Genomic DNA, 13,575 nt, shown 5'->3' with positions numbered 1-13,575 from the left:
GCCGGGCCTCGGCGGCGGGGCTTCGGGGCACCTAAGGTGGGCAGGGATCACGTCGTCAGGGCCAGGGCGCCACGCCACCGGCCCGTGCGGCCGCGACCGCGCGGTCCGCGGCGCCCTGCCCCGCCCCGAGTGAAAGCAGGACGCGCATGGAGTACGTGAAGCTCGGCTCGACGGGTCTCGAGGTGTCCCGGATCTGCCTGGGCTGTATGAGTTTCGGCATCCCCGACCGCGGCCGTCACCCGTGGAGCCTCGACGAGGAGGCGTCCCGGCCCCTCATCCGCCGGGCCCTCGACGCCGGCATCACCTTCTTCGACACCGCGAACGTCTATTCGGACGGCACGAGTGAGGAGATCGTCGGCCGGGCGCTCGCCGAATACGCACAGCGCGACGAGATCGTGCTGGCGACCAAGGTGCACGGCCGGATGCGGCCCGGACCCAACGGCGGCGGCCTGTCCCGCAAGGCGATCATGACGGAGATCGACCACAGCCTGCGCCGCCTCGGCACCGACTACGTCGACCTCTACCAGATCCACCGCTGGGACCCGGACACTCCGATCGAGGAGACGATGGAGGCCCTGCACGACGTGGTCAAGGCGGGCAAGGCCCGCTACATCGGGGCGAGCTCGATGTACGCCTGGCAGTTCTCCAAGGCCCAGTACACGGCCCGGCTCGGCGGCTGGACGCGGTTCGTGTCGATGCAGAACCACTACAACCTCCTCTACCGCGAGGAGGAACGCGAGATGCTGCCGCTCTGCGCGGACCAGGGCGTCGGCGCCCTGCCCTGGAGCCCGCTTGCCCGCGGGCGCCTGACCCGGGACTGGGACGAGGCCACCGAGCGCAGCCGCACCGACGAGTTCGGCAAGGGGCTCTACCAGGAGGGAGACCGGGCCGTCGTCGAGGCGGTGGCCGCGGTCGCCGCCACTCGGGGCGTCCCCCGCGCACGGGTCGCCCTCGCCTGGCTGCTCCAGCAGAGCACCGTCACCGCGCCGATCGTCGGTGTCACCAAGCCGCACCACATCGACGACGCCGTGGCGGCGCTCGACCTCGACCTCACCGACAAGGAGATCGAGGCACTCGAGGAGCCGTACCGCCCGCACCCCGTCCGCGGCCACTGACGGATCACCGGGACGGGGCCCGCACGGCGGGGCGGTACGCGACGCCCGTACCGTCCCGCGCGGGAGATCCGGCCCGGCACCCTCACAGGGAGCCGGTCAGCCAGGGCCTGACCTGCTTGCGCGCCTCGTGCAGCCGGGACTTCAGCGTGCCCAGCGGGACACCTACACGCTCGGCGGCCTCCGCGTACTCCAGCTGGCAGATGTCCCGGTAGACCAGCGGTGCCACCAGGTGCGGGTGCTCGCGCTCCAGCCGCTCCAGGGCCTCCAGCAGATCCACGCGAGAGCCGGCGATCACGCTGGTGGTCCGCGGGTCCACGTACTGGGCCGCGTCGATGGTGGCGGGTTGCTCGGCGGCCCGCCGCTTCAGCTCCCGGTACTTCTGCCGGGCGCAGTTGGCGACCACGGTGTACAGCCAGGTGCTGAAGCGGCTGCGGCCCTGGAACGTGCCGATCTTCCGGGCCACCTGGAGCAGCACGTCCTGTGCCGCTTCCTCGGCGTCCTCGCGGCACGGCAGGAACCGTCCGCAGCGCCGTACGACCTCCGGCTGGATCTGCTGGAGCAGCGCGTGCAGAGCCGCTCCGTCCCCCGCGGCCGCGCGCCGGGCGAGCTCCTCCGTGTCCGCAGCGTCACCCACTGGGAGCTCCCCTCGTCACCGTTTACCGACCAGGCATGATAGTCCCATGCACTCCCTGGAGCGGATCGACCGCTACCGCCTGCAACGGCGCTTGGGCGGCGGCGCGTTCGGCGTCGTCTGGCTCGCCCTCGACGACGTCCTCGAAGCACCGGTCGCCGTCAAGGTGCTCGCCGAGAACTGGGCCGACCGGCTCGATGTCCGGGAGCGCTTCCTGGCCGAGGCGCGCCTGCTGCGCCGCGCCGACTCGGCCCGGGTCGTGCAGGTCTACGACATCGGTGAGCTCCCCGACGGCAGGCCCTACTTCGTCATGGAGTACGCGGACGGCGGCACCCTCGCCGACCGGATCGCCGACAGTCCGCTCCCGGTGGCCGAGGCGCTGCGCCTGACGGCCCTCGCCGCGCGCGCCGCGGCCGCCCTGCACGAGGCCGGCATCGTGCACCGGGACATCAAGCCGTCCAACGTCCTGCTGCGCACCGCGCCCGACGGTTCCACCCGGCTGCTGCTCGCGGACCTGGGTCTCGCCAAGAGCCTCGCACAGGCCTCGGGACTGACCATGGCGGCCGGATCCGCCGGGTACGCGCCGCCCGAGCAGACGGAACCCGGCTCGGGCATCGACGCGCGCGCCGACGTCTACAGCCTCGGCGCCCTGGCCTACCACCTGCTGACCGGCACGGTCCCCGCCCCGCCCGGCAGGGTCCAGCGCCCCGACCGGCTCCGCCCCGACCTGCCGCCCGAGGTCCAGCGGGCGGTGCTGCGGGCCATGGAGCCCGACCGAGACCGGCGCTGGCCGACCGCCGACGCCTTCGCGGACGTACTCGACCGGCTCGCGGGATCCGCCTTCCCGGCACAGGCGGCCGAGCGGCCGAGGCGCCATCGGGGGACCCTGTACCTCGCCCTGGCGGCCGTGGCCGTCGCCGCCGCCGCGGCGGTCATGACGACCCTGCTGCTGCGGCAGGCCCCGGCCGCGGACGCGAAGGTCCAGGACTCCACCGGGCGCATCCACGCGGTCGTCCCGGCGGCCTGGGACCGCCAGCTGCGCGACGCGGGCTGGGACCCGAAGTCAGTGGGCCTGCCCACCGGGCAGGAACCCGCTCTCGCCGTCGCCGACGACCTGTCTCACTGGTCCGACCTCGGCACCGCTGTGAACGGCGCGTTCATCGGTCTGAGCGTGCACGGGGACCTCGCCGCCAAGGTCCGTGAGCTCCGGCACACGAGCTGCCACTACGCGGGCAGCCGGGATTACCATGGCGCGGTCTGGCAGGGCAGCATACGTACCTGGGACGCCTGCGACGGCGGCAAGGGCACCGTCACGGAGGCCGTTCTAGGCCCGGTGCACAGCGCCGGCCGGACGCAGGTCTACGTACAGCTGCGCCAGGACGGCGGCAGCGACGAGACCGACCGGATCCTGGACTCGGTGCGCGTCACCGGCTGACCCGGGAGCGCCGAGGCTGCCGGTCCGTTCCGTGCCCCGGGGCCGCACGCGAACTTTCCCGCGCCGGCGTGCATCGGACAGGGAGGACGGGGCACACGGCACCGTCCTCACGCACCGCCCCCCCACAAGCGGTGAGCTCAAGGAGCAACAGACATGGTGACCTTCCGGCGCGGCACAGCGGGCCCGGACCTCGGCGGCACGACCCCCCGCCTGACGGCACGACGCGTGGCGGCCGGGTTGACCGCGGTCGCCGCCCTCGGCCTGCTGACCGCCTGCGGTGAGAACCACGGCACGGTCGCTGCCCCGCAGAAGCTGCCCGGGACGGCCCAGCCCGCCTCCGGCGACAACACGAGCCCCGACGGGTCCGCGACGACCACGGGCAGCAGCACCTCCTCCACCCCCTCCGCATCGAAGAGCGGCACGAAGTCCTCCGACGCGGCCTCCGGGGGCGGCGCCACGAGCACCCGCTGCCACACCACCGAACTGCGCGCGTCCGTCGGCGCCAACAATCCGGGCGCCGGGCAGGAGAACTTCCCCCTCGTACTGACCAACAGCTCGGGGCGCACCTGCACGATCGACGGCTACCCGGGCGCCGCCTTCGTGGACGCCTCCGGCAAGCAGCTGGGACCGGACCCCAAGCGCACCTCGGGCAGCCCCACGAAGATCTCGCTCGCGCCGGGCAAGAGCGCCTGGGCCGGCCTCTCCTTCTCCAACCCCGACATCAGTGAGGCGAACAAGGCCACGCCCGTGGCGATCCTCGTCACACCCCCGGACGAGAAGGACGCGCTGAAGGTGAAGTGGTCCGGTGGCGCGGTCCCCGTCTCCGGCAACTCCTCCTCCGTGTTCCTGACGGTCTTCAGCCCGGGCACCGGCGTCTGACCCACCCCCCGAACCCCGCTGTCCGGCAGCGGGGTTCGTCATGGAACCGCCGCGGTTGTCACAGCACGGCAACACGTCCCCGGCCCGGCGATCTTTCCGCCGCCCCGGCCCATCGAACTCGTCGGCCACACCGGAAGGGCTCCGCACGGAGCCGTACGACGAGGAAACGGGGACGACCATGAACGGCATCTCACGCAGGCGCCTGCTGACCGCGGGCGCGACGGCGGGCGCCCTGGGCGCACTGTCCGCCTGTGCGCCCGGCGGCTGGTCCGTGGGCGGCGACAGCCCCTCGGGCGACGGCAAGGACACCGTCCAGCCCCCGCCCGTGAAGCTCATCGGCGACGGCTCCACCGCGGACACCGGTGCCCAGCCGCACCAGCCCACGGCGGAGCGGTTGAAGCCCGGTCAGCGTCCCCCGCAGTTCGTCGTGTTCTCCTGGGACGGCGCGGGTGAGCTCAGCAACCAGCTCTTCTCCCGCTTCCGCAAGGTCGCGTCCGACCACGGGGCCGCGATGACCTTCTTCCTCAGCGGCATCTACACCCTGCCGGAGTCCAAGAAGAACCTCTACCGGCCGCCGCAGCACGCGGTCGGCGCCTCCGCGATCGGCTACCTCGCCGACCGGCACATCCACTCCACACTCCAGCAGGTGCGCGCCGCCTGGCTGGAGGGACACGAGATCGGCACCCACTTCAACGGCCACTTCTGCGGCGCCGACGGAGTACGCAACTGGTCGTCCGCCGAGTGGCGGAGCGAGATCGACCAGGCCGTGCGGTTCGTCACCGAGTGGAAGACCAACACCGGCTTCACCGATCTCGACCCGCTGCCCTTCGACTACCGCAAGGAACTGATCGGCGGGCGCACCCCCTGCCTGGAGGGCCAGGCCAATCTGCTGCCCACCGCGGCGGCGCTCGGCTGGAAGTACGACGCCAGCTCGCCCGGCGGCCTGCAGATCTGGCCGGGGAAGGTGCAGGGCGGCCGGATCTGGGACTTCCCCCTTCAGTCCATACCCTTCTCGGGCCACTCCTTCCAGGTCCTGTCGATGGACTACAACATGATGGCCAACCAGTCCGGCGGCAATCCCCTGGGCGACCGCTCCCAGTACGACACCTGGCGTCTCCAGGCCCGTGACACGTATCTGGCGGGCTTCCGGCGCGCCTACGAGACCAACCGCGCCCCCTTCTTCATCGGCAACCACTTCGAACGCTGGAACGGGGGCATCTACATGGACGCCGTCGAGGAGGTGATCGAGCGGATCGCGGCGTACGACGACGTGCGCATGGTGTCCTTCCGGCAACTGGTGGAGTGGCTGGAGGCGCAGGACCCCGCGGTCGTCAGGAAGCTGCGCACCCTGGCCCCCGGACAGGCGCCGCTCGGCGGCTGGGAGGAGTTCCTCGGCGTCCCGGCGTCCCCCACGGCCACGGCGAGCGCCGGCTGACGGGCCCTCGGCCGATCGTCTCGACGGCACCGACCGGTGCCCTTGGGCCAACCGGGCTAGTAGCGTCGGCGCATGGATCACATGCGGCGGTTCGAGGGGTACGGCGTGCTGATCACCGGTGCGGCGCGGGGCATCGGCGCCGCGACCGCCCGGCGGTTCGCGGCGGAGGGTGCCCGCGTGCTGGTCACCGACGTGGACATGGCGGCTGCGGAGACAACCGCGGGCGCGGTGCGCGAGTCGGGCGGGCGGGCCGAGGCGTTCCCGTGCGACGTCGCGGACCGCGCCTCGGTGGAGGGGGCCGTCGAGCGCGCCGCGGAGGCGTTCGGTGGGCTCGATGTGCTGGTCAACAACGCGTACGGCTGCACCCCTGACGTCCCGCTCTTCGAGGACGAGCCGGACGCGGTGTGGGCGCGCGACCTCGACCTCACCCTGACGGGGGCCTACCGCTGCAGCCGGGCGGCCCTTCCGTACCTCGTGGACTCGGGGCGCGGCGCCATCGTCAGCATCGGCTCGGTCAACGGCATCCAGGACTTCGGCAACCACGCCTACAGCGCGGCGAAGGCGGGTCTGATGTCGCTGACCCGGACCCTCGCCGGGCACGCGGCACCGCGCGGGGTCCGCGTCAACCTCGTGGCGCCCGGCACGGTCCGCACCACCGCCTGGGAGGGCCGCGACGCGGAACTCGGCGCGGTCGCCGAGCTGTACCCACTGGGCCGGGTCGGCGAGCCGGAGGACATCGCGGCCGCGGTCGCGTTCCTCGCCTCCCGGGACGCCGCCTGGATCACGGGGACCGCGCTGTGCGTCGACGGCGGCCTGCTCGCCGTGAACACCGGGTTCCGGCAGGCGTTGCGGCACCCCGGCGAGTCCCCGGACCCGGCGTAGGACGATTCAGCGGGCGGACCGTGCGTCGCACCGGTACAGCAGGAGCCCGTCGGCGTCGCCGTGGTAGGCGGTCGGCGGCACGGCCGTGCAGTGGCCGGTGACCCAGTGGGTGATCGCGGCGTTCCCCGCCGAAGCTTTCCCCGCCTGCCGCCGGCTCGCCCCGTACGTCCCGGCCCCGCCGTGCGGCGCGGCCCCGCTGTCCCGTGCGGGCCTGCGAGAGCCCTGCAGAGCGACGTAGTGCAGTTCGCCCGAGCCGACCAGCCGGCGCAGCTGGGCGGGAGTGGGGTCCGGGACCCGTCCGGTGAAGCCGCCCACGGGAAGCACGGACGCGTTGGCCTGGAGGATGTAGGGCGCGGCGTCCGGCCAGCGGGGGAGCGCCACGAGGTACTTCGCCCCGTCCCGGTGGGCGGTGAGATACGACAGCAGACGCCGGTCCCCAGGCGTGAGCAGGGACGGATCGGTGCGGGCCGGGTGGATGCCGGGGCCCACCCGGCCCATGCCGCCGGGCTGGTTGTAGCGCGTCGACAGAGCAGAGGCCGACCAGGCTCCCGGTATCACCAGGAGCGAGGCGAGTCCGGCCGCAAGCCCGGCCACGAGGATCCGCGGGCGGGCCGCCCCCGGCCTGCGGCCGGCCCCGACGAGCGCCAGGGAGAGGACGCACAGCCCGACGGCAGCGGGAGCGAGCCAGCCGTGGAAGTGCGGGTAGCAGAGAGTCAGAGCGGCGCACCAGACGACGTTCACGGCGGTCACCGCCGACAGCACCCAGGCACGGCGGTCACCGGCCCGGCACGCCGCCCACGCCCTGGCCAGACCGGCACCGCTCAGCGCCGCCAGGGCCACGGCGACGACCCCCATGTAGTACGTGTGACCGGTGACGCTGCCGAAACTGAAGGTGGCGAAGAAGGTGGCCAGCCACACGCCCCACAGCAGATACCCGGCGAGGGCCGGGTCGGTGCGGGCGGCGCGGCGGCGCCGGGCGACGACGAGGCCCCAGACGAGGGAGCATCCGGCCAGCGGGTACAGCCACCCCGTCTGCGTGGCGAGGCCCGGGCTGAACATCTTCAACTCGCTGTTGCCCATGGCGGGGCCCGTCCAGCCGGTGGGCCGTGCGGTGTGGCCGGTCGTGCCGGCCCCGCCCGCGCGGGTGCCACGACCGGGCCGGTCGCTGATGCGGGTGCCGTGGCCGGTGCCGCCGCCCGCGCCCCTGCCGGTCGCGTGGACCGGACCGCCGCCCCGGTGCGAGGTCTGGCCGGTGACGACACTGCCGGTGGCGCCGGCGTCGACGCCGAGCGTGGTGAACCGGGTCAGGAAGTTGTAGCCGACGACCATGCTGAAGGCCGAGTTGTCCGTGGTGCCGTCGATGTAGGGGCGGGACTGTGCGGGGACGACCGTCGCTACGGCCACCCAGGACGCCGACACCGCCACGGCGACCGCCCCGGCCACGGCGACATGACCGATTCTGCGGCGCGGTGTCGTGGGCGCGGCGACCAGATAGGCCACGGCCAGCGCGGGCAGTACCGCCCAGGCCTCCAGCATCTTGCACTGGAAGGCCACTCCGACCCAGACAGCGGCGAGCAGCAGTGTGCGCAACCGGCCGCGTTCGACGGCCCGCCAGGTGGCCTCGGCGGCCAGGAGCAGCAGCAGGACGAACGGCGCGTCCTCCACGACCGATCGGCCGAGGCCCACGGTCACCGGGGTGAGCGCCAGGAACGCGGCGGCCAGCAGTCCCGCCACGACACCGGCCCAGCGGCGTACCAGCAGATGGAGGAGGAGCACACACGCCACGCCCTCCACGGCCTGTGGCAGCACCAGCGCCCAGGGGTGGAAGCCGAGGACCATGGCCGACAGGGCCTGGGGCCACAGGAAGCCGGGCAGCTTGTCGAGGGTGATGGAGTTGCCCGGGTCGAACGAACCGAAGAAGAACGCGACCGGGTTGTCGGTCATGCTGCGCACGGCGGAGGCGTAGAACGTGTGGTAGAGGCTGTGGCCGATGCCCCAGGTGTAGAGGACGGTCGCGAGCGCCGCGATGCAGAGCAGCGCCGGGAGTTCGTATCGCGGCCGTGGCCCACGGTGTGGCCGTCCTCCGTCGTCGGGGTGGCCCGTGCCGGTCGAGGCCGCCACGGCCGTGCCCGGCTCCCCGCCGGTCGCCGCAGTCGGTTGCGCATGAGGGCTGAGCATGGTGGGCCTTCCAGGACTCCCGCGGATTCTGCACCGTCGTGTCGGTCCGGTCCCGGGGATCCCGTCGCCGCTCCGTCGCCCACGAAGAGGAGTCGTGCTCGCTTCCCGTTGTCCGATTTGTTCAGGATCTTGGTAAGAACATGCTCACCGTCGTCCGGAGCGTCCCAAGGGACGAAGCCGCTCGTCGGCGTGTCTTCGCCCCCGAACAGGTGAAGGATTTAGTCCGGTCAGCCGTGCGTAAGGTACGTGGGCGGGGCACAGGGAAGAGAATGCTGAACCCCTCCCCACTGGACCGTGCGATGACCCACCCCACCGGACAGACCACCGCCCGCGCCGCCGTGATCCTCGTCGGCCCGCCGCTGGACAAGGCCCCGGCCTTCACGCGGCAGGAGCGCGCGGTGCTCGGCCTGGACGGGCCGGGTTCGCCCGCGGTGGACACCCTGGACGTGTGCGTCCGCCGGGCCCACCGGGCCCGGGTGGCCCCTGAGGCGGCCGACGCGGATCAGCGCGGGAGGGTGGCGAGGACACAGTGGACCCCGGACCCCCCGGGCCGCTGATGCTCCGCGCACCGTCGACCCCGCAGTCCGCCACGTCGCACCGGCGCCGTGGCGGGACCTCGGCGGGCATGGGCACCGCCGAGCGAGCACCGGGCCCGCCACACGTCGGGCCATCGGCCCGGAGCGCTCTGCGCCCACGGCCCCCGCCGGGTCCCTCACGTAGCGTGGAAGGGCCGAGGGGAGTCCCCTCGGCCGAGGCCGGACACGCACGCGAAACCCTACAAGATGTAGGGTCCAGTTCCAGAGCCGAACCCGGACGCACCCCTGTCCGCGGGATGCCCTCGCGGATGCCACCGAGCCGTGGCGGTGACGGGTCAGTCGTCCGGAGAGAGCCGCAACCCGAGACGAGAGGTGGCCGTGTCGATCGACAATCCCGGATCAGACGGGCCGGAACCGGACATCAGCGTCGTCGTCATCGTCTACAACGATGCACGGCGGCTCCCGGTGGCCGTACGTTCCGTGCTCGACCAGACGCTGCGCAACGTGGAAGTGATCATCGCCGACGACTGTTCGACGGACGACTCCCACACGGTCGCGCGACAGCTCGCCGCGGACCACCCCGGCCGGGTGCGGGCGATCCGGCTGGAGCGGAACAGCGGCGGTTGCGGGGAGCCGCGCAACCAGGGCATGGCCGTGGCCCGCGGCCGCTATGTGATGTTCCTGGACAGCGACGACACCCTCGAGCGCAACGCCTGCCGCAACATGCTGGAAGCGGCCGACCGCACCGGTGCGGACCTGGTCTCGGGACTGTGCGTCCGGGTGCACACCGACAGCCGGCACGACAAGCGGATCCCCTGGTACCCCTGGCTGTACCAGTCCACGCACACCGTCGAGTCGATCGCGGAGCTGCCCGACCTCTTCGTCTTCGACACCCTGTCGACCAACAAGTGCTACCGGCGCGCGTTCCTCCTCGAGAACGAGCTCAGCTTCCCGCGGGGCATCCACTACGAGGACCTGCTCTTCTCGGCGCAGGCCTATCTCGCGGCGGGCCGGATCACCCTCATCCCCAACACGGTCTACTACTGGCACGTGGCGGAGAAGACCACGGCCAAGTCGATCAGCAACCGGCGCCACGAGATCAACAACTTCACGGACCGGCTGGAGATCCACCGCCGTATCGACGCCGTGCTGGACCGCCGGGCCCTCGACGGACTCAAGCTGCAGAAGGCCATCAAGTTCCTCAAGCACGACCTCGTGCTGTATCTGCGCGACCTGCCGTTCCTCGACGACGGCTACCGGCACCGCTTCGCGGAACTGGCCCGCGGCTACATCCAGGACTTCCCCGAGGCGGCGTACGCCCAGCTGGACCGCGTGCACGCCATCTGCGCCTACCTGCTGCTGCGGGAGGACTGGGACAACCTGATGCCCGCGATCGACACACTGATCAACCGGGACAAGATCTCCGCGCCGCTCGCCGAGCGCGACGGCCGCGTCTACTGGTGCCACCAGTACCTGGACGACCCCAAGGCACGCGAGATCATGGACGTCACCGGTCTCGGCCACCACGGCACACCGCTGGAGCGGATGTTCCTGCGCAACCTGCTCACCGGATACGCCGTACGCGGGGACCTGGTGGTGCTCGAGGGCGCGGTGGTCAATCCGCTGGGGACCGTCGCGCCGGACGCCCGACTCGCCGCCGAGCTGGAGTTCCGGGCCCGCCGCCGTAGTCTGCAGACCTTCCGGTTCCCGGTGCGGACGGTCCGTCACGCGGGCGACACCATCACCTGGCAGGCCGTGATCCCGCTGTCCGCCCGCTTCCGCCCGCTCGGCGTCGTCGACGAGGTCTGGGACATCCGGCTGCACCTGACGGCGGACGGCAAGCGCACCACCACCCGCATCACGGCCGGGCGCGTCGACCTGGAGAACTCCGCGTCGGTGCCCGTGCAACCCAGGCTCAGCCGGCTCGTGGCCGACCGGCTCGAACCCCAGGCCTCGGCCAAGGGGCATCTGGCCTTCCGCCTGACCCAGCACAGCGCGCCGGCCCGCCGCGGGCGCGCCGTCGTGGACCGCAATCTGCACGGCTCGGCGGCCAGGACCGTCAAGGGTGCCTACCGCACCGCCCGGGCCGTCAGAAGAGAGCTGGTCTCCGGCCCGCGCAAGATCCAGGGGTACCACCACATGCTGCGCCTCCTTCCGGTCCGCAGGGGCACGGTCGTCTTCGAGAGCCACATCGGCCGGCAGTACAGCGACAGCCCGAGGGCCATCTACGAGGAACTGTGCCGCCGCCATGCCCCGGTCACCGCCATCTGGTCCTACGCGGGCAAGCGGCCCGAGGGCTTCCCGGCCGACGCCGAACTCGTCCGCCGCTGGTCCTGGCGTTACCTGAGGGCGCTGGCCCAGGCCGAGTTCTGGATCGACAACCAGGGGTTCCCGCTGCGGCTGTCCAAACGTCCGGAGACCACCTACATCCAGACCTGGCACGGTTCGGCCCTGAAGAAGATGGGCTTCGACGAGCCCGGCTACCGGGTGATGCCGGAGCAGGAGCAGCGCGCCTACCAGGCGGCGCTGGACCGCTTCGACCACTTCCTGGTCCGCAGCGAGCACGACGTCCGCACCCTGGCCCGGGCCTACCGCATCCCCGAGGGGAAGCTGCTGCGCTCGGGCTACCCCCGCAACGACGCCCTCGTCCGGGCGGCCCGCGACCCACAGGCGCCCGACCCGGACCTGCGCCGGCTCGCCGAGAGACTCGGCATCCAGCCGGGACACCGCGTGGTGCTGTACGCGCCCACGTTCCGTGCCCGTGCCGACGGCGCCGTGCGGGCCTTCGAGTTCCCCTTCGACGTGGAACGCTTCGCCGACCGCTTCGGGGACCAGTGCACCCTCCTGGTCCGCTCCCACTACCTGAACCAGGTCGCCCTGCCGCCGTCGGTGGCGGGCCGGGTCGTGGACGTGACCGGTGAACCCGACATCACCCCGCTCCTGCTGCTCGCCGACGCTCTGATCACCGACTACTCGTCCGTGATGTTCGACTATGCGCTGCTGCGCCGCCCGCTCGTCTTCTACGCCTACGACTGGGAGGAGTACGCCGAGGACATGCGCGGCACGTACTTCGACCTGCTGACGGAGGCCCCGGGACCGGTGGCCCGCACCGAGGACGAACTGTTCGCCGCGGTGTCCGACCTGCCGGCCGTGGGCACCCAGTACGAGGCGCAGCTCAAGGAGTTCGTGGACAAGTACGGCGAGTACGACCGCGGGGACGCGGCGGCTCGCATCGTGGACCGTTTCTTCGGCCCTGCGGGAGAGACCCGATGACGCAGCGTGAGATCTACTTCGTCGCCAACGAGGTCAACGAGCTCGGTGGCGTGGGCCGCTGGCAGGCCCAGATGGCCCGGCTGTTCGCGGAGCGCGGCCACCGGGTGCGGATCATCGGCATCTCCCCGCCCGAGGTGCCGATGGACCTCGGCGAGGATCCGCCGTTCGAGACGGTGACCCTCTACGACCGGCGGCCACCGGGCCGGCGCAGGCCGCGGGTCCGGCTGGGCCGGCTGGATCCCGCCGTACGCCGCCGGGAGGCGGGTATGCGGGCCGCGGCCGAACGCCTGACCGGCATCTTCCGTGCCGCACGGCCCGGCGCCGTGATCATCGTGACCCAGGTCTGGGCGATGGAGTGGGTGGCGCTGGCGGACACCGCCGGGCTCCCGGTCATCGGCATGAGCCATGAGTCCTTCGACGCCTCCCGCCGCTCCTCGCGCTTCGAGCGGGTGAAGAAGTACTACGAGGGCGTGGACAGGCTGCTGGTCCTCACCCAGGAGGACGCGGACCGCTGGGTGCGGGAAGGCCTCAACAACGTCGGGTTCATGCCGAACCCGCTGCCGCTGATGCCCGGCGCTTCCTCGCCGCGCACGGAGAAGGTGGTGGCCAGCATCGGGCGGCTGAGCCACGCGAAGGGTATCGACCTGCTGCTGGACGTCTGGGCCGAGGCCGCGCCGCGGCAGCCCGGGTGGATCCTGCGGATCTACGGTGCCGGCGAGTACGAGGACGCGCTCCGGCAGCAGTGCACCGGGCTCGGTCTGGACGACTCGGTCGAGTGGGCGGGGCAGACGGACGACGTGACCGGGGCGCTCGGGCGGTCCTCGGTGTTCGTGCAGTCCTCCCGGGGCGAGGGCTTTCCGCTCGTCCTCCTCGAGGCGATGGCCTGCGGCGTGCCGTGCGCCGCGTTCGACTGTTCACCCGGGGTGCGCGAGATCGTCAGGGACGGCGAGGACGGTCTGCTGGCCCGGCACGGCAACATCTCCGAACTCGCCCGGCAACTGGTGCGGTTGATGGCCGACGAGAACCTCCGCGACACGATGGGGGAGAAGGCGCGCCAGAACGTGCAGCGCTTCGCCCCCGATGTGATCACCCGTCGGTGGGAGGAGCTCTTCGACTTCCTGGAGCGCTGAGGGAGGGCGCCCCGGCGCGAACCGGGGCGCGCGGTCGTGCGGGGACGAGGTGGGACGGGGCGCTCGCCCCCCTGCGAATGC

Annotated in this window: 10 protein-coding genes; 8 read left to right on the top strand and 2 right to left on the bottom strand. The window is 72.3% G+C overall.

The annotated features are described in order from the left end of the window. Positions 1 to 146: 146 nt before the first annotated feature. A complete protein-coding gene (locus tag ABZ904_RS28160; RefSeq protein ID WP_359404581.1) occupies positions 147 to 1,115 on the top strand; it encodes an aldo/keto reductase in 969 nt (322 codons plus the stop codon). 82 nt (positions 1,116 to 1,197) lie between these two features. Here the strand turns inward: ABZ904_RS28160 and ABZ904_RS28155 are convergent, their stop codons facing one another. Beyond that, the gene (locus ABZ904_RS28155; protein WP_359404584.1) at positions 1,198 to 1,749 is read right to left on the bottom strand and encodes an RNA polymerase sigma factor; all 552 of its coding nucleotides are present in this window, start codon (positions 1,747 to 1,749) and stop codon (positions 1,198 to 1,200) included. A gap of 46 nt (positions 1,750 to 1,795) precedes the next feature. Between ABZ904_RS28155 and ABZ904_RS28150 the strand changes: the two genes are divergently transcribed. The 4 genes from ABZ904_RS28150 to ABZ904_RS28135 all read left to right on the top strand — a co-directional run bounded on the left by ABZ904_RS28150 (position 1,796) and on the right by ABZ904_RS28135 (position 6,377). Then, a complete protein-coding gene (locus tag ABZ904_RS28150; protein ID WP_361826159.1) occupies positions 1,796 to 3,181 on the top strand; it encodes a serine/threonine-protein kinase in 1,386 nt (461 codons plus the stop codon). Positions 3,182 to 3,334: 153 nt separating this feature from the next. Then, positions 3,335 to 4,060 carry a DUF4232 domain-containing protein gene (locus ABZ904_RS28145; RefSeq protein ID WP_359404590.1) on the top strand — a complete coding sequence of 242 codons (726 nt, stop codon included), beginning with the start codon at positions 3,335 to 3,337 and terminating at the stop codon, positions 4,058 to 4,060. 178 nt (positions 4,061 to 4,238) lie between these two features. Beyond that, positions 4,239 to 5,495 carry a hypothetical protein gene (locus ABZ904_RS28140; protein ID WP_360993541.1) on the top strand — a complete coding sequence of 419 codons (1,257 nt, stop codon included), beginning with the start codon at positions 4,239 to 4,241 and terminating at the stop codon, positions 5,493 to 5,495. Positions 5,496 to 5,567: 72 nt separating this feature from the next. Beyond that, positions 5,568 to 6,377 (top strand): SDR family NAD(P)-dependent oxidoreductase, encoded by an 810-nt coding sequence (locus tag ABZ904_RS28135; protein ID WP_360993538.1) that lies wholly within the window; start codon positions 5,568 to 5,570, stop codon positions 6,375 to 6,377. Between the two features lie 6 nt (positions 6,378 to 6,383). On the opposite strand, the gene ABZ904_RS28130 is transcribed toward ABZ904_RS28135, so the two are convergent. Further along, positions 6,384 to 8,555, bottom strand: a complete 2,172-nt coding sequence (locus ABZ904_RS28130) for a glycosyltransferase family 39 protein (protein WP_361826155.1) — start codon at positions 8,553 to 8,555, stop codon at positions 6,384 to 6,386. A 299-nt stretch (positions 8,556 to 8,854) separates the two neighbouring features. Here ABZ904_RS28130 and ABZ904_RS28125 point away from each other — a divergent pair, with 299 nt between their 5' ends. The 3 genes from ABZ904_RS28125 to ABZ904_RS28115 all read left to right on the top strand — a co-directional run bounded on the left by ABZ904_RS28125 (position 8,855) and on the right by ABZ904_RS28115 (position 13,494). Continuing rightward, positions 8,855 to 9,112, top strand: a complete 258-nt coding sequence (locus tag ABZ904_RS28125; protein ID WP_359404601.1) for a hypothetical protein — start codon at positions 8,855 to 8,857, stop codon at positions 9,110 to 9,112. 357 nt (positions 9,113 to 9,469) lie between these two features. Continuing rightward, positions 9,470 to 12,364, top strand: coding sequence for a CDP-glycerol glycerophosphotransferase family protein (locus tag ABZ904_RS28120; RefSeq protein ID WP_361826152.1), 2,895 nt, complete (start codon positions 9,470 to 9,472; stop codon positions 12,362 to 12,364). Beyond that, a complete protein-coding gene (locus ABZ904_RS28115) occupies positions 12,361 to 13,494 on the top strand; it encodes a glycosyltransferase family 4 protein (RefSeq protein WP_359404607.1) in 1,134 nt (377 codons plus the stop codon). The genes ABZ904_RS28120 and ABZ904_RS28115 overlap by 4 nt, the downstream gene beginning before the upstream one ends. The last annotated feature ends 81 nt before the right edge of the window (positions 13,495 to 13,575 follow it).

This window comes from Streptomyces sp. NPDC046900 (assembly GCF_040644975.1).
Lineage (GTDB): Bacteria > Actinomycetota > Actinomycetes > Streptomycetales > Streptomycetaceae > Streptomyces.
The sequence above is the reverse complement of the archived record's forward strand: the minus strand, read 5'-3'. Positions and strand labels throughout refer to the sequence as shown.